We start from the raw sequence: 18,052 nt of genomic DNA on the forward strand, positions 1-18,052 counted from the left end.
GTTTGAATATTCCAAATACTATTACTTGGGCTAGGGTACTTTTAACTGCTGTCATAGTTTTTTTGATTTTGAAGGGATTTTTTTTATTTGCATTTGCGTTATTTCTAGTTGCAGCTATTAGCGACTATTTTGATGGATATTTTGCAAGAAAATTAAATCAGGTAACTAACTTTGGTAAAATTTTCGATCAAATGAGTGATAAGATATTTATTACGAGTATTTTGATAGCTTTTGTAGAGCTTAATTTAATTCCAAGTTGGATAGTCATAGTTATAGTTTTTAGGGATACGTTAGTTACTACAGTGAGAATGGCAGCTCTTGTGTCCAATCAAGTAATTGCTGCAAATTACTTTGGAAAGTTAAAAACTGTTTCTCAAATGATTTGGATAGTTGTTCTATTTTTGAAAAGTATAGGATATAACGTTTATATGGTAGATGATATCCTGGCGTATGTAGTAGTATTTTTTACCATTGCTTCTGGGATTTTGTATCTTGGACAAAATATTAGAGTTTTGAAGGGGTGATTTTAATTGCGAACGTTTGTTGCACTTGATATAACTGATGAAGTCAAAAAGGTATCTGAGGAAGTTATATCAAAGTTAAAGCGTATGGGGTTTAAGGCTTCGTGGGTTTCTTCTGAGAATTTACATCTTACATTATTTTTTCTAGGAGATATCGACAAAGAAAAGGTAGAGTTATTATCAGAGAAACTTCACAAAAGGTTAGCTGGATTTCCCAGTTTTTCTTTTAATGTTACTGAATTTGGCTTTTTTAGATTTAAACATTTGCCTAGAGTGTTTTTCTTAAAGGTGGAACAAAATAAAATACTACAAACACTTTATCTTGAAATGCGCTCAGAGATGAAAAAAATGCGCATTTCATTTGATGATAAGGGAAATTTTGTACCGCATGTTACTTTGGGAAGGTTAAAGTATAGTCCAGAAAACTGGGAGGAACTTGTCAAGGATATTGACATTCCAAAGATGATTGTACCTGTTGATAAAGTAACTATTTATTCTTCTACTTTGACGCCTACTGGACCAATATACAAATGGTTGTATAAGGTGAAATTTGAAGGAGGTTTAGACAGAAATGAATGATAATAAGCAAAAAAAAGAAGTATTAAAAAAAGCTATTGGAAAAATTGAAAAGACGTATGGAAAAGGTTCAATAATGTTTTTAGGAGAAGAAAGTAGTGTTCAAAATATTGAAACTATATCAAGTGGTTCTGTGGCAATTGATATTGCTTCAGGTGTTGGAGGGTATCCAAGGGGAAGAATAATAGAAATTTATGGACCAGAGTCTAGTGGTAAAACCACAATAGCATTGCATGCAATAGCTTCGGCACAAAAAACTGGAGGTATTGCTGCTTTTATCGATGCAGAGCATGCACTTGATCCGGTTTATGCAAAAAATTTAGGGGTGAATGTTGAAAATTTGCTTATTGCTCAACCAGATTATGGAGAACAGGCACTTGAAATAGTTGATGAACTTGTAAGAAGCAATGCTGTGGATCTTATTGTAATTGATTCTGTTGCAGCTTTGGTTCCTCGAGCTGAAATTGAAGGGGCAATGGGGGATGTACAGGTGGGGCTTCAGGCAAGGTTAATGTCTCAAGCTTTAAGAAAGCTTGCTGGAAATATAAACAAGTCTAAAACTGTGGTTATATTTATAAATCAAACTCGTATGAAAATTGGTGTTATGTATGGGAACCCTGAAACGACTACAGGTGGTGTTGCGTTGAAATTTTACGCTACTATGAGACTTGAAGTTAGAAGTATAGGAAAGATAACAGAAGGGAAAGAGAATATAGGAAATCAAGTTAGGATTAAATTTGTAAAAAATAAGGTTGCGCCACCATTTAAAGAAGCAATTGTTGATGTTATATATGGAAGGGGAATTGTGAGAGAAAACGAATTGTTTAATTTAGCGGTTGATGAAGGATTAATTTCTAGAAGAGGGAGTTGGTTCTCATATGTGGATTCTTCTGGTACAGAACACTCCTTAGGTCAGGGAAAGAACAATTCGTTGGAATATCTTTTGAACCATCCTGAATTGTTGAATGAAATAGAGGAAAAAATAAGGGAAAAGCATGGTTTACTAAAGAAAGGTGAAGCAAGTGAAGAAGAATCCCCTAAGTGATGCTCTAAGACTTTTAAAATATAGAGCACGTTCTGAAAGTGAAATTAAAACTCGATTAAAGTCAAAAGGATATTCAGAGTGTGAAATAGAAGAAGTTGTTTTACAATTAAAAGAGAAAGGCTTTTTAGACGATGAAAAGTTTGCATATCTTTATGCATATGATTCATTGACGTTAAAAAAGAAAGGTCCATTTTTAATAAGATTGGAATTACAAAAATTAGGTGTTGATGAGTTTATAATTGAAGATGCATTAAGGAAAGTATTAGAGGAAGTGGATGTGAAAAAAATAAAAACGGAAATAACAAAGAATTTAGACGAAAGAAAAGCAAAAGAATACCTACACAGAAGAGGATTTGGAGGTGAATAAGATGTTGACATATATACTAACGGGAATAGGATTATTAATTGGTGCATTTTCGGGATATGTTATTGCAAAGAAAAAAATAGAAAAGCAACTTTTGATTACAAAGCAAGATGCAGAGCATATAATAAAAAATGCGGAAAAAGAAGCAAGTGAAATCAAAAAGAAAGCCGTTATTGAGTCAAGAGAAGAACTCCACAGGATGAGAGAAGAGTGGGAAAAAGAAAAGAAAGAAAGAGAAGAGGAAATTAGATATTTAGAAGATAGATTGATGAAACGAGAAGAAATGTTATCAAAAAGGGAAGAACTTCTTGATAAAAAGGAAAGTTATATTGAAGAGATGAGAAAGGAATTAGATGCAAAACAAAAAGATCTAATTGAAAAAGAAAAAGAATTAACTGAAAGATTTGAAAGACTTGCTGGTATAACCCCTGAGCAAGCTAAAGAAATGGTTTTGGAAGAGGCGCGTGAAAAATATGAGTATGAAATAGCAAAAGTTTATTCTCAAATAAAATCAAGGTACGAAGAAGATTCTGAAAAGTATGCTAAAAAAGTAATAGCAGATGCTATTCAAAGATATGCGCCAGAATATGCAGGTGAAGTGACGGTAAGTACCATAATGTTGCCAAACGATGATATGAAGGGAAGGTTAATTGGTAGGGAAGGTAGGAATATAAGGGCATTTGAAAAAGTAACTGGGGTTGACTTGATAATAGATGATACCCCTGAGATGGTTACCGTAAGTTGTTTTAATCCTTTAAGGAGGGAAATTGCAAGGAGAACTATAGAAAAACTAGTAGCTGATGGTAGAATACATCCAACGAGAATAGAAGAAATGTATGAAAAATCAAAATCTGAGGTTGAAAAGGTAATAAGAGAGGCAGGACAAGAGGCAACATTCGTTACAGGTGTTGGAGGTTTACACCCAGAAGTTATTAAGTTACTTGGAAGATTGAAATTTAGAACAAGTTACGGTCAAAATGTTTTGAATCATTCTATAGAAGTGGCATTAATTGCGGGATTAATAGCATCTGAATTAGGTGTAAATGTTGAAAAAGCAAAACGTGGAGGGCTATTACACGATATTGGGAAGGCTCTTGATCACGAAGTAGAGGGTTCACATACAGTAATTGGTGCAGAAATTCTAAAAAGGTATGGCGAAAGCCGAGAAATAATAAACATGGTAATGGCACATCATGGAGAAGAAGAACCAATGACACCAGAAGCGGTTATAGTTGCTGCTGCAGATGCTCTATCAGCAGCACGTCCAGGTGCAAGAAGAGAAGATGTGGAAAATTACATTAAAAGACTTATAAAACTTGAAGAAATAGCAAAGAGTTTTAAATATGTGGAGAATGCGTATGCAATTCAAGCAGGAAGAGAAGTCAGAGTTATTGTTCAACCGGATAAAATTGATGATGCATTGGCAGATAAACTATCCCATGATATTGCAATAAAAATTGAAGAAGAATTACAATATCCCGGTGTTTTAAAAGTGGTAGTTATTAGAGAAAAAAGAAGTGTAGCTTATGCAAAATAAAAGGCTCCTTGTGGAGCCTTTTATTATATAATAGCTTTGCCTGTTTCTTTATCGAATATGTGCATGGTATTCATATCAAATACTACGTCGATTTCTTGTTCTTCTTTTGCCTCTGTTTTGGGATCAACAACTGCTATAAACTTGTCATTTCCAGATACAAGATGTAGTATTGTTTCACTTCCAAGTGGTTCAACAACATCTACTTTCGTTCTTGCCGTGTTTTCTCCTTCTTTTGGAGCCATGGCGAACATTTTGTCATAAATATTTTCAGGTCTTATACCAAAGATAACATCGCTGTCAATATATTTTTCCAATTTTTCAGCAATTTGTTTTGGGATTTTTAATTTTAAACCACTTGATTTAATCCAAAGACCATTTTCCCTTATGATTTTTGCGTCAATAAAGTTCATAGCAGGACTTCCAATAAAGCCTGCAACAAATGTGTTTGCCGGTTTATTGTATATTTCATGTGGTGTTCCAATTTGTTGAATTACTCCATCTTTCATAACAATAATTTTGTCCGCCATTGTCATAGCTTCTATTTGATCGTGGGTTACGTAAACTATTGTGGCTTCTAATCTGTGATGTAATTTCTTTAATTCAGATCTCATTTGGACTCTTAATTTTGCATCTAAGTTTGATAGAGGTTCATCAAAGAGGAACACTTTTGGATTTCTAACAATTGCCCTACCAACTGCTACTCTTTGCCTTTGACCACCTGAAAGTTGTCTTGGCTTTCTATCAAGGTACTCTTCAATACTTAAAATTTTGGCAGCTTCTCTAACTCTTCTTTCAATTTCATCTTTTGGAACTTTTCGAAGTTTTAGACCAAACGCCATGTTATCATAGACTGTCATGTGTGGATACAAAGCGTAATTTTGGAAAACCATTGCAATGTCTCTATCTTTTGGTTCAACATCGTTCATAACCTTTCCAGCGATTTTTAATGTACCTTTTGTGATTTCCTCAAGACCTGCTATCATTCTCAATGTAGTTGTTTTCCCACATCCAGATGGACCAAGAAGTACAACAAATTCTTTATCTTCGATTGTAAAAGTAGCATCTTTAACTGCTTCGACCTTACCATCGTAAATCTTCCATACGTGTTCTAATTCAACTTTAGCCATACGGGCACCTCCTATTTATCATCAAATATATCTTCAGGTTTTAATTTGGTATGTAATGAAGGATCACCAACTTCTAATAAATAAAGTTCCCATATGTTTTCTAAAAAAGTCAATATTTTTTCAAATTTTTCATAGTTTATGATTACTGAGACTGGTTTTCCGTTTTTTGTTATTATTACATTATTATTCGTGGATTCTTCTATAACCTTTGAAAATTTTGCCTTTGCTTCTGCAAGATTATAATACAAATTTTTGTCTTTTAACAAAATAACACCCCTGACTATAATTATAGTCATTTTTTTGCAAAATTTTGATGTAGAACTCAAACGTAACATTTTTGAAACTTTCAAGAAATATTATAGGTGTAAAATTTGACTGAACGGTCAATAAAAAATGGAGGTGGAAATATGGCTGTAGGTGGAATTAAGGGTATGATTTATAGGCAAGCTGGTAAGATGATTAATTCATTTGTAAGAAAAGCAGATACAAAAGCCTTTTCAAAATTGTTATTTACTGTTGGTGCATTAAGTAAAGAACCGGCAAAAAGTGGGCTTAAAAAATTGGGATTAATGGCTCAAGAAGATCATCCTATGATAAAGAAGTGGATTGAAATTTTCCAAAAGTCAAGTCCAAAGTGTACCGAAAAGATTATTAACAATCTTATTATAAATGAATTTGCAATAGGAGAGCCCTTGAGACAAAAAATAATGGAGAAAGAAAAAGTTGTTTTACCCAAATTAGGGGTCATAAGCCCTACTTATGCGTGTAATCTACAATGTATTGGTTGTTATGCAGGACTTTACGGAAGAAAATACGAACTTTCAAAAGATGAAGTAAGGAGCGTGTTAAGACAAGGAGAAGAACTTGGGATTTACTTTTGGATAATTACAGGTGGAGAGCCTTTCTATTGGCCACATTTATTTGATATTTTGGAAGAATTTGATCAACATTATTTCATGATTTACTCAAATGGTATATTAATTACCGAGGAAAAAGCAAAGAGGTTAGCAGAACTTGGTAATGCAACTATTGCAATTTCTGTTGAAGGATTTGAAGAACAAACTGATTGGAGAAGAGGAAAAGGAGTATTTAAATCAATTCAAAATACTTGGGAAAGATTGAGAAGATATGGCGTTCCATTTGGAGCAAGTGTGACTGCTACAAAAGTTAATCATGATACAATTATGAAAGATGAATTTTGGAATTTCTTGGAAGAAAATGAGGTTAAATATGTTTGGGTGTTCCAGTTTATGCCAGTTGGTATGAATCCTACTATGGATCTTGTTCCAACTCCAAAGCAAAGATATGAAAGATTCTTTAAAACAGATGAAATAAGACTTAGTGGAAGATTTGCATTTGTTGCAGATTTCTGGAATCACGGATTTTTAACACATGGTTGTCTCTCTTCTGGTTCAAAATATTTCCACGTAAATGCAAAAGGATATGTTGAACCATGTGTTTTCCAACAATTTGCAAAGGATAGTATCAGAGAAAAATCATTGCTTGAAATATTTAAATCTCCGTTCTTTGAGGCGTACAAGAGAATGATTCCATTTTCAAATAATTTGTTTAGGCCATGTCCAATTATTGATAATCCAAAAGTATTTAGAGCAATGGTTAAACATTTTGATGCTATACCACAACATGAGGGTTCCGAAAGAGTTGTAACAGAACTTGCTCCAGAAATTGATAAATTAGCTGAAGAATGGAAAGAGTATGCGGATAAACTTTGGTATGAACGAGGTTATGTTGAGAGATATCCTGTTAATAGGGGAATTTACAATTACGAAACGAGAATGAAAAGGTATGCAAATAGAGAAGAAGCTTTGAAAGTAGATAAAAAATTAGAGATTTAATTTTGTAAGGGGGGTACTCCCCTTACATTATGAGGTGAGTATGTGTCTAAAAGAAATACAAAACAATTGATATTAAAAGCTGCAAAGGAAGCATTTTCTAAAAAAGGATATGATGCAGTAAGTATAGATGAAATAGCACAAATTGCTGGGGTGCGAAAATCTCTTATTTATTATTACTTTCCCAGCAAGGAAGCGCTCTTTGAAGAAGTTTGGGTTAATTCCATTGAAGAATTGGAAAATGAGATTTTTGGTGTTAGCAAAGATGAACCGACTTATATTTCAAAAATAAAAAATTTTTTAAGAAGGTACATTGACTTTTTGACTAGTAAAAAAGAAATATCAGAATTGTTGAGAAAAGAAAAAGCGAAGGTACTTGATCAAGATAATTGGGTGAATGCAAAGGATAGGTACGAGGGATTTTTGAAGAAGATAGAGATGTTAATTATTGAAGGTAAAAATAAGAATGTAATAAAAGAAGATGTTGATCCAAAAGCAGCTACTGAGATGATTGCAAGTGTTGATTCTGTTCCAAGAAAGAGTTTATTGAAAGCAGTTGAAAATATGTTAATAAAAATTTTACTTAAAGATAACACTTAGACTTTACTTTAAATATTTATAATGGTATAATATTGATGATATTAAATTAGGAAAATCTAGGAGAGGTGAGAAAATTGAAAAAAGGAATTCACCCGGAAATGAAGTTGATTACGGTAAAATGTGCGTGTGGTGCTGAACACAAGTTTTATAGTGCAAAGGAAAATATAAGAATCGATGTATGTTCTAGTTGTCATCCATTTTACAAGGGTGCTGGTGCTGCTGGTATGATAGTTGACACGGAAGGAAGAATTGAAAAATTTAAGAAAAAATATAATTTAAAATAATTGCAATTGCCGGGAGCATTGCTCCCAAATTATTTTTTTAAACCATAGGGAGGTTTTGTGTATATGGAAGTTGGGCAAGTAGTAAAAGGTAAAGTAGTAGAGATACTAAAATTTGGAGCAAATGTCGAGCTAGAAGATGGTGAGAAGGCATTTATTCATATTTCAAAGATTGCGCCAACGTATGTGAGGTCTGTGAACGATTATTTGAAAGTTGGTCAAGAAGTAGAGGGAAAAATTTTGGGAAAAACAAGAGATGGTAAATGGGAGTTAACACTTAAAGAATCTTCTTCAAATTCAAATGATGAGGAAAAAGGAAAAAAGTCAAATAGCGATTTTGAAAGGAAGTTAGCTAAATTTATGAAAGATAGTGACAGAAAGCATTCAGAATATAGGAAGAGATTAGACAAAAAAAGAGGAAAAAAGAATAGAAGATAAGTAAAAGGGCGTTTTTCCGCCCTTTTGTTTGTTTTCATGAGTTTGTGTTAAAAAAATATGGCTCCAATTATCTGGAGCCATATTTTTTATTATTTTACTTTTGATTTTTTCTTTTTAGGGACTCTTTTACATATATTTGCCACACAGTGTTTGTTTTCAATATGGTCTAAAAATTCATCTTTAAAATTATTAATCAATGAGAGTAAAGGTACTGGGAAACTTTGACCAAGACCACAAAGTGCTGTTTCTCTTGCTGTATTTGCAATTTCAATCAAGTTCTCAAGATCTGTTTTAGTTGCTTGAAATTGTCCCATTTTTTCCAAAATTTTTACTGCCATTTTTGTTCCTTCTCTACAAGGTGTACATTTTCCACAAGATTCATGTCTAAAGAATTCCATTACATTTTTTGCAATATCAATAACGCAGTGGGTATCATTTACACCTAAGATTACACCTGAACCTAAACTTACTCCGTATTTTGCAAATGAATCATAGTCTAATGGTGTGTCAAATTTGCTTTCATCAATAAATGTACCTGCAATACCACCAGTTTGAACCATTTTAAGATTTTCACCTGATACACCGCCTGCGTATACCAACAGTTCTTTGACTGTTACGCCCATGGGGAGTTCAACGATACCTCTGTTGTTTAAGTTCCCAGCAAAACAGAAAACTTTTGTTCCCGGTGAATTTTCAGTACCAAATTGTCTGAACCAATCTGCACCGTTTAATATTATTTGTGGTATATTTGCCAGTGTTTCAACATTATTTATTACTGTTGGTTTACCAAACAAACCACTTTGCGGTGGATATGGAGGTTTCAATCTAGGTCTTCCAGCATGTCCTTCAATAGATTCTAATAAAGCAGTTTCTTCTCCACAAATATACGCACCTGCACCTAGTCTTATTGATAGATCAAAGTTAAAGCCACTATTTAGTATATTTTTGCCCAAAAAACCATATTCATATGCATCATGGATAGCCTTTTTAATATTTTCAACTGAACCGTAATATTCGCCCCTTATGTAAATATAGCCTTTGGTTGCCCCAACGGTATATCCTGCTATTACCATTGCTTCAATTATACTATGTGGATCACCTTCCATTATTAACCTATCTTTGTACGTTCCAGGTTCACCCTCATCGGCGTTACAAACTATATATTTTTGATCAGAATTTGTTTTAAATGTAAATTCCCATTTCAAACCTGTTGGAAAACCTGCACCGCCTCGACCACGAAGACCACTTTTTTTTATTTCCTCTATTATATTTTCTGGCTTCATTTCTAAAGCTTTTGCAAGTGCAAAGTATCCGTTGTTTGCTATATATTCTTCTATATTTTTAGGATCTATTTTTCCAATGTTTCTTGTTACGATTTTTATTTCTTTTGTTAATGATTCCTTTTTTGTAATTAAATTTTTGTGATTAATTTCAAGATCCAGGACTTTTCTCCCTTTTAAAATGTGCTCCTCAAAAATTTTTACAACATCTTCTTTTGTTTTTGCAGAATAAAATACATTATCTGGCATAACTGCAATAGTTACACCATTGTAATTGCCAAGTGTACCAGTTTCAAGAATATCTACAATATTATCAAAGTTATAATCTTTTACTAATGATTTTAAAAGTTTTAAGAATTCTTTTGCACCCAATAATACACTGTTACTATCAACAGAAATTAATATAGTGATAGGTTTCATATATTCTCACCCCTTTTTAATTTATTTATTATTTCTCTTACTTTTTTTGGGGTGAGATCACCATAGTATTCGTTGTTTATCATTATGACAGGAGAAACACCACAAAGGCCTAAACAGCTTGTTTCTTCAAGTGTAAATAAACCATCATCTGTTGTTTGATTAAAATCTATTTTTAATTCTTCTTTTAATGTTTTGATTATTTCCCTTCCATTTGCAACATGACATGGTAAACTAGTACATACTCTGATTAAATACTTACCTCTTTTTTTGATGGAAAACATTGAATAAAAAGTGAGAACTTCATATACTTTGGATAAGGGAATATTTAATTCTTCACTTACTAGTTTTACTGCTTTCTCTGGTATGTAGTTACCTTCTATTGTTTCTTGAATCTTGTGAAGTGTATAAATTAAAATATCTCTTTCTTCCAATCTTTCTGATTTTGCATGTGAAATAATTTTTTTGATTTCAGTGAGCATAGTGCGACCCCCTTTTTTCTTTATTCAATTGCAGGTGTTACTTTGCTTATTGCGCCAAATCTACAGACTTCTATACAACTTCCACATTTTACACAAGCTGATTGGTCTATTTCATGGACTTTCCTTACTTCGCCAGAAATACAACTTGCAGGACATACCCTAGCACAAGCGGTACAACCTACACATTTTTCTGGATCTATAACGTAACTAATAAGTGCTTTACATTTGTTAGCAGGACATTTTTTCTCTCTCACATGTGCAAGATACTCATCTTTGTAGTATCTTAAAGTAGATAGTACGGGATTTGGCGCAGTTTGTCCAAGGCCACAAAGTGAAGAGTCTTTAATAACATTACCTAGATTTTCCAAGATTTCTATATCTTCTTCTGTTCCTTCGCCTTTTGTTATTTTATCCAAAATTTCATACATCTTTTTTGTTCCTTCTCTACAAGGTGTACATTTTCCACATGATTCATCTACAGTAAATTCTAAGAAAAACTTTGCAACATCGACCATACAATCGTCCTCATCTAAAACTATTAAACCACCAGAACCAACTATTGCCCCCAGTTTTTGTAGTGATTCGTAATCAACTGGTGTATCGAAATACTCTTCTGGTATGACACCACCGCTTGGTCCCCCAGTTTGAACTGCTTTAATCTTTTTACCAGTAGGAGATCCTCCACCAATTTCGTATATAAGTTCTCTTAATGTAATTCCCATAGGTACTTCAACCAAACCTGTATTTTTAACTTTACCAGCAAGCGCAAAAACTTTTGTTCCAGGTGATTTTTCTGTTCCCCATTGTCTAAACCAATTTGCGCCGTGATATATAATCGGTGGAACACATGCTAATGTTTCAACGTTATTTATATTACTTGGTTTTCCCCACAATCCTTTTTGTGCAGGGAATGGAGGTTTTACCCTTGGTTGTCCTCTTTTTCCTTCAATTGAGTGCATTAAAGCGGTTTCCTCCCCACACACAAATGCCCCTGCCCCAATCCTTATTTCTATGTCGAACGAAAAATCCGTTCCTAGAATATTTTCTCCCAAGAAACCATATTCCCTTGCTTGATTTAAGGCCACTGTTAATCTTTCAATTGCAATTGGATATTCAGCTCTTAAATAGACGAAACCTTTTGTTGCTCCGATTGCATATCCTGCTATGGTCATAGCTTCAATTATGGTGTGTGGATCTCCTTCGAGAATTGATCTATCCATAAAGGCGCCTGGGTCCCCTTCATCAGCGTTACATATCATATACTTTTCATCACCAGGAGATTTCCTTGCAAACTCCCATTTTAAGCCAGTTGGAAAACCTGCACCACCTCTTCCACGAAGCCCGCTATCTTTAACAACTTGTATAACTTCCTCCGGTTTCATTTCTTTTAGTGCTTTGTGTAATGCAAAATAACCATCTCTTGCTATATATTCATCAATATTTAACGGATTAATAATTCCCACATTTCTAGTTGCTATTTTTACTTGCCTTGAGAAGAAAGGAATTTCTTTTTGTGGTTGTGGGACTATTTTCCCTTTATCACCTTGGTAAAGGTATTCCTCTACAATTCTACCTTTTAGAAGATGTTCTTCAACGATTTTTTCTGCAGCTTCTGGCGTTAATTTTTGATAGTAAACCCCTTCTGGATGTATTACCATTATTGGCCCTAAACTACAAGCACCCATACAACCAGTTTCAACGATTTTTATATTATCTTGTAAATTGTATTCTTTAATTTTTCTTTCTAATACATCTTTTACACTTTCTTCGCCTGCAGAAATACAGGCTCCACCAGCACAAATAAGAATTGTATTTGTTTCCAAAGGCATTATTTTTCTACCTCCTTATTCTTCTCCTTTTTTTACTATCAAATCACCTACAAGCTCGCCGGCAACTATATGGGACTTTATAATTCTTCTTGCATTTTCGGGATTTACGTGTCCATAAGTAATGGGGACTTCCCCATTTATTTCCACTTTTATAGTTGGTTCGACTTCGCACAACCCCATACACCCAGATTGGACAACTGATATATCGTCAATGTTTAATTCATTTAACGCTTCTACTATTGCATTTAAAGTATCTTTTGCGCCTGCAGCTATTCCACATGTTCCCATTGCGACTGTTATTTTTCCCCTTTTTCCTTCTTCTCTCATTTTAACTTTTTTTAATGTATCTTCTTTTATTTTCATAAGTTCTTCTAAGCTTTTTATTTTACCCATTATTTCCCCTCCCCTTGGAACTTTTTAATAATACTTGGAACCATATCGGGTGTGACTTTACCAAAAAATTCTTTTTCACCTATAAGGACAACAGGTGCCATACTACATGCTCCTAAGCACCTTACACCGTGGACTGAAAAGTTACCATCTTTAGTTACTTCGCCTTCATTTACTCCAAGTTCACTAAGAAACCTTTCCATAACTTTATCTGCACCTTTAACATAACATGCAGTGCCCAAACATATTTTAATTTGATTCTTTCCTTTGGGCTTCGTAGAAAAGAAATTGTAGAATGTTACCACACCATAGACAGTTGATGGAGGGATCTTAAGCTTTTCAGCAACATGGTTTTGAACTTCTTCTGGAAGCCAACCAAACAATTCTTGGGCTTTGTGAAGGACATTAATTAAAATACCTTTTTTTCCTTTTAATTTTTCAATATACGCATCGAGCTCCTTGTAAAGCTCGATATGTTTTTCACAAACTGCCAACATGGCCACCTCCTATTTAGTATTACCATCCAGATAATATTATAACATTAAAAGTAAAAAAATTCACTTGTGAAATGTTATTTTTAAGATAACATTTTTTTAATTATTTCCGATTAATTACTTAAAATAAACAATCCCCTGAGATATCAGGGGATTGTTCAAAATAATATGAATTTATTCAAAAAATGTATTCAATATTTTATTTTCTATTACCCTACCTTCATCAAAATCATCAATCTGTAAATACCAGTTCATAGTTTCAATTGCAGCTCTTAGCGGAATCATTCCAATAATTTCTGAATTTAATACAGGAACACCATATCTTTGTGCTTCTCGTTTTATTGCCTCAAACACTCTAAAAATTGGAGATTTTTTGTAATTTGTCAAATTCATGGAAACTTGAACAATTCCTTTTTCTTTTAATTCCACGCCCATTGCCTTTACATATCTAAAACCACCACTTATATGTCTAACAGCTTTTGCTATTTTATTTGCTACTTCTATATCATTTGTTCCCAAATTGACGTTGAATGCAATTAAGTACTCTCTTGCACCTACTGCAACTACACCTGCGGTAGGATGTACTTTGTCGGGGCCAAAATCTGGCTTCCAATTTTGATTTTTGATTTTTTCAAAAAATCCTTCAAATTCTCCCTTTCTAATTTTTGACAAGTTTTCTCTTTCAGGTGAAGTAGCTGATTTTTCGTAAAGATACACAGGAATGTTTAATTCTTTTCCAATTCTTTCTCCTAATTTTTTGGAAATTTCGATACATTCTTCCATTTTTGTATTCATAACTGGAATAAAAGGGATAACGTCCGTTGCACCCATTCGTGGGTGTTCACCTTTGTGAATTCTAAGGTCAATAAGCTCGGTAGCTTTTTTTACCATGTCGAATAATGCGTTTTCTATTTCATCTGGTTCACCTACAAGCGTAACAACAGATCTATTGTGATCATGATCCATGGACCAATCGAGGACTTTGACTTTTTTGTATTTTTCCGCTTCTTCGATTATCATTCTGATTTTTTCTATATCCCTTCCTTCGCTAAAGTTTGGTACACTTTCGATTAATTTCATACTCCCCCTCCTATTTCATTAGTGATGTTTTTTATATCCTCTAAGATTGATGGCTTTGAAAATATATAACTTTCTCTTTCAAAAATTTCGGGTGTATTATCTTGAAAATTTATAATTTCTCCCCCAGCTTCCTTTACAATCAAATATGCAGCGGCTATATCCCATGGATTTGCACGTTTTGCAATGAAAAAATCAAATTTGTTTGCCGCAACGTAACATGCAGAAAGAGCGGCACTTCCGAGAATTCTAATTCTTTGAACTTTATTTTCAACTTTTTCAATAAATTTTCCTGTAAATTTTCTGGAGAATCCAACACTTCCAATGGCAAATTTAAGATCATTTATATCATTTATTTCAAGTTTTGAGTGGTTTAAATACGCTCCATGATTTTTAATTGATAAGAACAGTTCTTCAGTAAATGGATTATATACTACACCAATTAGTGGTGATTTGTTTTCATAATATGCAATTGATATGCAAAAATTTGGAAGACCATGGATGTAATTTAAAGTTCCATCAATTGGATCAATTACCCACTGATTTTTCCCCATATCTTTTGTGTTGTTTTCTTCTGCTAAAATATTATCGTCTGGAAAATACTTTTTTATTTCCTGTATTATCATTTCTTGTGCTTTTTTATCGTGTTCTGTTACAAGATCCTGGAAATTTTCTTTTTCTTCAATATTTTTTGCTTTTCCGAAAAATTGCATAAGATAAAAGCCAACTGTTTTTGAAATTTCAACTGCTAAATTTAATCTATTCATTATACTCATCTCCCAATAGATAATCAAATATCTTTCTTGCAAAGGGTGCAGCCATTTCAGCACCACTTCCACCATTTTCAAAAAGCACTACAATAGAATACTTTGGAGACTCAAAAGGACCAAACCCTACAAACCAGGAATGAGATTTTTTATTTTTACCCACTTCCGCTGTTCCCGTTTTTCCGGCAACTTTGTATTTTGCATCTTTAAAACTATTATATGCTGTACCCCTATCTTGGATTGAACCACTATGTGATGTAACTTCCAAAAGCCCTTCTTTGATTGTTGCCCATATTTCTTTTGGAAGATTTATATTCGAATAAGTTGTTTGTGACTTTGCTATATGTGGAATAGGTGTTTTTCCATTATTGGCTATTGTTGTGTAAAAATTTAATAGTTGTAATGGAGTAAGTAATATATATCCTTGACCTATCCCCGTTAATATGGTATCACCTGGATACCATATTTCTTTCAACTTTTTTTGTTTCCATTCTCTAGAGGGAAAAATTCCTTCTTTTTCTTCAATATCAATACCTGTTTTCTTATCTATTTTAAAAATATCAGCTACATTTTTAATTTTATCAATTCCCAATTTTAATGCAATGTTATAAAAGTATACATTGCAAGAAACACGAAGAGCTTTAATAAGATCTGTTTCACCATGGCCACTTAAAAGCCAATCATTAAATATTGCAATGGTTTTTCCAGAACTTGATTTGTACTCGAATCTTCCTTTACAATTTACAGTAGCCGGTGTGCTTTCACTTAAAAGATACGCAGCAGCAATGAGAGGTTTTATAGAAGAACCTGGGGAATATAATCCCATTGTAGAGCGATTTAAGAGTGGATTTTTTGGATCATTTATTATTTTTCGCCAGGTATATGTATCAATACTGTAGAATTCTTCTTCAATTCCAGGATATGAAACCATGGATAAAATTTCGCCTGTTTTTGTATCTTCTACAATGACAGAAGCAGGTATGTCGATTTCCTTCAATTTAGAGTAAATGAACTTTTGAAGATTAAAATCAATAGTAGTATGTAAGTCCTGCCCATTTTCTGGGATTCTTTGTATGATTCGTTGTTTTATTTTTCCGCTTGGAGTTGAAAAAACTAATTCACTTCCTAATTTTCCATCAAGTATGTTATTGTACGTTTTTTCAAGTCCAAAACTTCCCTTTCCATTGGAATTTAAATATCCTATTATATGTAATACTTCTGGTAAGTACCTTCTGATTTCTTTGTATTGGATATAATACCCGAGTTTTTCAATACCGTAGATTTGATGATTTTCAAGTTTTACTTTCCCACTACTAATTAACTCTGATAATTGTTTTTCTGTCAAAATATTTTTTAATTTATCCATCTCCATATTTTTAGAATAAATTAAAAAAGGGATTTTTTCACTCCAAGCAAGTTTTATACCGTTTCTATCATAAATAGTTCCTCTTAATCCCTTTGTTAAAATAGTTTGTGTTAACAAGGAATTTAAAAATGCTCTGTGATTTTTTGATTCAAGTATTTGAATTTTTGTAAGATAAAACACCAAAATGCTAAACATTATTAAAAAAATTACTAGAGTAGATTTATACCTCATGTTTCCCCCTTAATAACTGGGTTTTTTTAAGCCTAATAAGTGTTTTTTCTTTTCCTAAAACTTCAATTGATTCAAATAAACCCGGTGTGACAAGTTTCCCCAATAAAGCACCTCTAATTGTTTGAAAGACTTTTTTTGTGGATAAATTTGTATTTTTTGATATATCTCTTAAAGTATTTTCAATAGATGATATATCAAAATTGTCTAATTTTTCAAAGGATTCAATGGCATATACAAGTATTATTTCTGCTTCTGGTTTTTTTAAGAACTTATCTATATATTTTTCATCATAAGTGTAATTATCGTCAAAGAAAGGGTATGATATGTCAAATAATTGTTCTAGTGTATTAACCTTTTCCCTACAAATGGATATAACTTTTTTTGCATACATACTATCTAAATCTATTTTCACATTTATTAGGCTTAGATATTCCTTAAATTTTTCAATCACCTTTTCTATTGGTAACCTTCTTAGGTGTTGACCGTTGATCCACTCTAATTTTTTATAGTTGAAAACTACTGATTTATTGGATATATTAAACGGATCAAAAGCTTTTATTTTATCTGTTATATCAAATATTTCTTCTTCTGTTTTCCAACCCAATATTGCAAGGTAGTTTAATAAAGCATTATTTAAAATACCTATTTCTTTAAAGTAATTAACTGATGTGCCACCGTGTCTTTTACTTAATGGAGTTTTATCATTTCCAAGTATAAGTGGGATATGCATAAATACTGGAGGAGTCCATTCAAATGCGTTGTAGATCATAATTTGTCTGGGTGTATTTGAAAGGTGATCTTCTCCTCTAAATACATGGGAAATTTCCATTAAATGGTCATCCACAACGACTGCAAAGTTATAAGTTGGATATCCATTTGATTTTATTATTATAAAATCTTCAAATAGGTTATTTTCAAAACTCATTTCGCCTTTTAAGAGATCCTGAAATTTTGTTTTTCCTTCTTTTGGTGCTTTAAATTTTACAACTATAGAATAGTCTTTAAATTTTTTTGGAAATTCGTACGATGTGAATATTTCTTTATTGTCAGAATATACGGCGTAGTATGCCAACTTTTTATCTATTAACTTTTGAGCAAAGTTATTGTATATATCTAGCCGTTCACTTTGTCTATATGGTCCAAAGTTTCCTCCAATATCTGGTCCTTCGTCCCAATCTATCTCCAACCATTTTAAAGCATTTAAGATTTTTTCTTCATATTCTTTTGTGGAACGTTCTGTATCTGTGTCTTCAATACGGAGTATAAATTTTCCTTTGTTTTTTCTTGCAAAAAGCCAGTTAAAAAGTGCAGTTCTAGCACCACCTACGTGTAGATAGCCTGTTGGACTTGGTGCAAATCTTAGCCTGAACAATATGA

The 18,052-nt window shown here is 32.9% G+C and carries 20 protein-coding genes; 9 read left to right on the top strand and 11 right to left on the bottom strand.

Annotated elements, in window-relative coordinates; all coding sequences use genetic code 11:
• Positions 1-2: 2 nt before the first annotated feature.
• The 5 genes from pgsA to rny are packed head-to-tail and all read left to right on the top strand — an operon-like array spanning position 3 to position 4,043.
• On the top strand, positions 3-524 hold the full coding sequence (gene pgsA / locus AS157_RS06445) for a CDP-diacylglycerol--glycerol-3-phosphate 3-phosphatidyltransferase (RefSeq protein ID WP_077289609.1): 522 nt from the start codon (positions 3-5) through the stop codon (positions 522-524).
• 6 nt (positions 525-530) lie between these two features.
• A complete protein-coding gene (thpR, locus tag AS157_RS06450; RefSeq protein WP_077289611.1) occupies positions 531-1,100 on the top strand; it encodes an RNA 2',3'-cyclic phosphodiesterase in 570 nt (189 codons plus the stop codon).
• Positions 1,093-2,142, top strand: a complete 1,050-nt coding sequence (recA, locus tag AS157_RS06455) for a recombinase RecA (RefSeq protein WP_077289613.1) — start codon at positions 1,093-1,095, stop codon at positions 2,140-2,142. Before thpR ends, recA begins: the two co-directional genes overlap by 8 nt.
• Positions 2,120-2,509, top strand: coding sequence for a regulatory protein RecX (locus AS157_RS09725; protein WP_077289615.1), 390 nt, complete (start codon positions 2,120-2,122; stop codon positions 2,507-2,509). The genes recA and AS157_RS09725 overlap by 23 nt, the downstream gene beginning before the upstream one ends.
• A gap of 1 nt (position 2,510) precedes the next feature.
• Positions 2,511-4,043, top strand: a complete 1,533-nt coding sequence (rny, locus tag AS157_RS06465) for a ribonuclease Y (protein ID WP_075666197.1) — start codon at positions 2,511-2,513, stop codon at positions 4,041-4,043.
• 23 nt (positions 4,044-4,066) lie between these two features.
• On the opposite strand, the gene AS157_RS06470 is transcribed toward rny, so the two are convergent.
• Together AS157_RS06470 and AS157_RS06475 are read right to left on the bottom strand one after the other, a co-directional pair.
• Entirely contained in the window at positions 4,067-5,170 is a 1,104-nt protein-coding gene (locus tag AS157_RS06470) for an ABC transporter ATP-binding protein (protein ID WP_077289617.1), read from the bottom strand.
• A gap of 11 nt (positions 5,171-5,181) precedes the next feature.
• Positions 5,182-5,436: a type II toxin-antitoxin system Phd/YefM family antitoxin gene (locus AS157_RS06475; RefSeq protein ID WP_231450360.1), complete on the bottom strand. Its 255-nt coding sequence runs from the start codon at positions 5,434-5,436 to the stop codon at positions 5,182-5,184.
• 141 nt (positions 5,437-5,577) lie between these two features.
• On the opposite strand from AS157_RS06475, the gene AS157_RS06480 reads away from it, so the two are divergent.
• The 4 genes from AS157_RS06480 to AS157_RS06495 all read left to right on the top strand — a co-directional run bounded on the left by AS157_RS06480 (position 5,578) and on the right by AS157_RS06495 (position 8,342).
• Complete coding sequence (locus tag AS157_RS06480; RefSeq protein ID WP_214494999.1) at positions 5,578-7,026, top strand: radical SAM/SPASM domain-containing protein; 1,449 nt, start codon at positions 5,578-5,580, stop codon at positions 7,024-7,026.
• 42 nt (positions 7,027-7,068) lie between these two features.
• Positions 7,069-7,623 carry a TetR/AcrR family transcriptional regulator gene (locus AS157_RS06485; RefSeq protein ID WP_077198475.1) on the top strand — a complete coding sequence of 185 codons (555 nt, stop codon included), beginning with the start codon at positions 7,069-7,071 and terminating at the stop codon, positions 7,621-7,623.
• Between the two features lie 74 nt (positions 7,624-7,697).
• Positions 7,698-7,907, top strand: a complete 210-nt coding sequence (gene rpmE, locus AS157_RS06490; RefSeq protein WP_075666202.1) for a 50S ribosomal protein L31 — start codon at positions 7,698-7,700, stop codon at positions 7,905-7,907.
• 63 nt (positions 7,908-7,970) lie between these two features.
• Positions 7,971-8,342, top strand: a complete 372-nt coding sequence (locus tag AS157_RS06495) for a S1 RNA-binding domain-containing protein (RefSeq protein ID WP_075666203.1) — start codon at positions 7,971-7,973, stop codon at positions 8,340-8,342.
• Between the two features lie 89 nt (positions 8,343-8,431).
• Here the strand turns inward: AS157_RS06495 and nuoF (AS157_RS06500) are convergent, their stop codons facing one another.
• The 9 genes from nuoF (AS157_RS06500) to gltX all read right to left on the bottom strand — a co-directional run bounded on the left by nuoF (AS157_RS06500) (position 8,432) and on the right by gltX (position 18,047).
• On the bottom strand, positions 8,432-10,042 hold the full coding sequence (gene nuoF / locus AS157_RS06500) for an NADH-quinone oxidoreductase subunit NuoF (RefSeq protein ID WP_077289620.1): 1,611 nt from the start codon (positions 10,040-10,042) through the stop codon (positions 8,432-8,434).
• On the bottom strand, positions 10,039-10,521 hold the full coding sequence (locus tag AS157_RS06505; RefSeq protein WP_077289622.1) for an NADH-quinone oxidoreductase subunit NuoE family protein: 483 nt from the start codon (positions 10,519-10,521) through the stop codon (positions 10,039-10,041). Before AS157_RS06505 ends, nuoF (AS157_RS06500) begins: the two co-directional genes overlap by 4 nt.
• 20 nt (positions 10,522-10,541) lie before the next feature.
• The gene (gene nuoF, locus AS157_RS06510; protein WP_077289624.1) at positions 10,542-12,350 is read right to left on the bottom strand and encodes an NADH-quinone oxidoreductase subunit NuoF; all 1,809 of its coding nucleotides are present in this window, start codon (positions 12,348-12,350) and stop codon (positions 10,542-10,544) included.
• Between the two features lie 15 nt (positions 12,351-12,365).
• Complete coding sequence (locus AS157_RS06515) at positions 12,366-12,743, bottom strand: (2Fe-2S) ferredoxin domain-containing protein (protein WP_077289626.1); 378 nt, start codon at positions 12,741-12,743, stop codon at positions 12,366-12,368.
• Positions 12,743-13,237, bottom strand: coding sequence for an NADH-quinone oxidoreductase subunit NuoE family protein (locus tag AS157_RS06520; RefSeq protein ID WP_197023249.1), 495 nt, complete (start codon positions 13,235-13,237; stop codon positions 12,743-12,745). The genes AS157_RS06515 and AS157_RS06520 overlap by 1 nt, the downstream gene beginning before the upstream one ends.
• 171 nt (positions 13,238-13,408) lie before the next feature.
• Positions 13,409-14,314, bottom strand: coding sequence for a glutamate formimidoyltransferase (gene ftcD / locus AS157_RS06525; protein ID WP_077289627.1), 906 nt, complete (start codon positions 14,312-14,314; stop codon positions 13,409-13,411).
• A complete protein-coding gene (locus AS157_RS06530) occupies positions 14,311-15,078 on the bottom strand; it encodes an inositol monophosphatase family protein (protein WP_077289629.1) in 768 nt (255 codons plus the stop codon). The genes ftcD and AS157_RS06530 overlap by 4 nt, the downstream gene beginning before the upstream one ends.
• Complete coding sequence (locus tag AS157_RS06535; RefSeq protein ID WP_077289631.1) at positions 15,071-16,675, bottom strand: penicillin-binding transpeptidase domain-containing protein; 1,605 nt, start codon at positions 16,673-16,675, stop codon at positions 15,071-15,073. Before AS157_RS06535 ends, AS157_RS06530 begins: the two co-directional genes overlap by 8 nt.
• Entirely contained in the window at positions 16,665-18,047 is a 1,383-nt protein-coding gene (gene gltX / locus AS157_RS06540) for a glutamate--tRNA ligase (protein ID WP_077289633.1), read from the bottom strand. Before gltX ends, AS157_RS06535 begins: the two co-directional genes overlap by 11 nt.
• Between the last annotated feature and the right edge of the window lie 5 nt (positions 18,048-18,052).

It is taken from the genome of Thermosipho sp. 1244 (assembly GCF_018588215.1).
GTDB classification, from domain to species: domain Bacteria; phylum Thermotogota; class Thermotogae; order Thermotogales; family Fervidobacteriaceae; genus Thermosipho; species Thermosipho affectus.

Excerpts from the sequence above, each read along its gene's own strand:
- recA (WP_077289613.1), top strand. The coding sequence starts at position 1,093 with ATGAATGATAATAAGCAAAAAAAAGAAGTATTAAAAAAAGCTATTGGA.
- rny (WP_075666197.1), top strand. The coding sequence starts at position 2,511 with ATGTTGACATATATACTAACGGGAATAGGATTATTAATTGGTGCATTT.
- AS157_RS06470 (WP_077289617.1), bottom strand. The coding sequence starts at position 5,170 with ATGGCTAAAGTTGAATTAGAACACGTATGGAAGATTTACGATGGTAAG.
- AS157_RS06480 (WP_214494999.1), top strand. The coding sequence starts at position 5,578 with ATGGCTGTAGGTGGAATTAAGGGTATGATTTATAGGCAAGCTGGTAAG.
- AS157_RS06495 (WP_075666203.1), top strand. The coding sequence starts at position 7,971 with ATGGAAGTTGGGCAAGTAGTAAAAGGTAAAGTAGTAGAGATACTAAAA.
- nuoF (WP_077289620.1), bottom strand. The coding sequence starts at position 10,042 with ATGAAACCTATCACTATATTAATTTCTGTTGATAGTAACAGTGTATTA.
- AS157_RS06505 (WP_077289622.1), bottom strand. The coding sequence starts at position 10,521 with ATGCTCACTGAAATCAAAAAAATTATTTCACATGCAAAATCAGAAAGA.
- nuoF (WP_077289624.1), bottom strand. The coding sequence starts at position 12,350 with ATGCCTTTGGAAACAAATACAATTCTTATTTGTGCTGGTGGAGCCTGT.
- AS157_RS06515 (WP_077289626.1), bottom strand. The coding sequence starts at position 12,743 with ATGGGTAAAATAAAAAGCTTAGAAGAACTTATGAAAATAAAAGAAGAT.
- AS157_RS06520 (WP_197023249.1), bottom strand. The coding sequence starts at position 13,237 with ATGTTGGCAGTTTGTGAAAAACATATCGAGCTTTACAAGGAGCTCGAT.
- ftcD (WP_077289627.1), bottom strand. The coding sequence starts at position 14,314 with ATGAAATTAATCGAAAGTGTACCAAACTTTAGCGAAGGAAGGGATATA.
- AS157_RS06530 (WP_077289629.1), bottom strand. The coding sequence starts at position 15,078 with ATGAATAGATTAAATTTAGCAGTTGAAATTTCAAAAACAGTTGGCTTT.
- AS157_RS06535 (WP_077289631.1), bottom strand. The coding sequence starts at position 16,675 with ATGAGGTATAAATCTACTCTAGTAATTTTTTTAATAATGTTTAGCATT.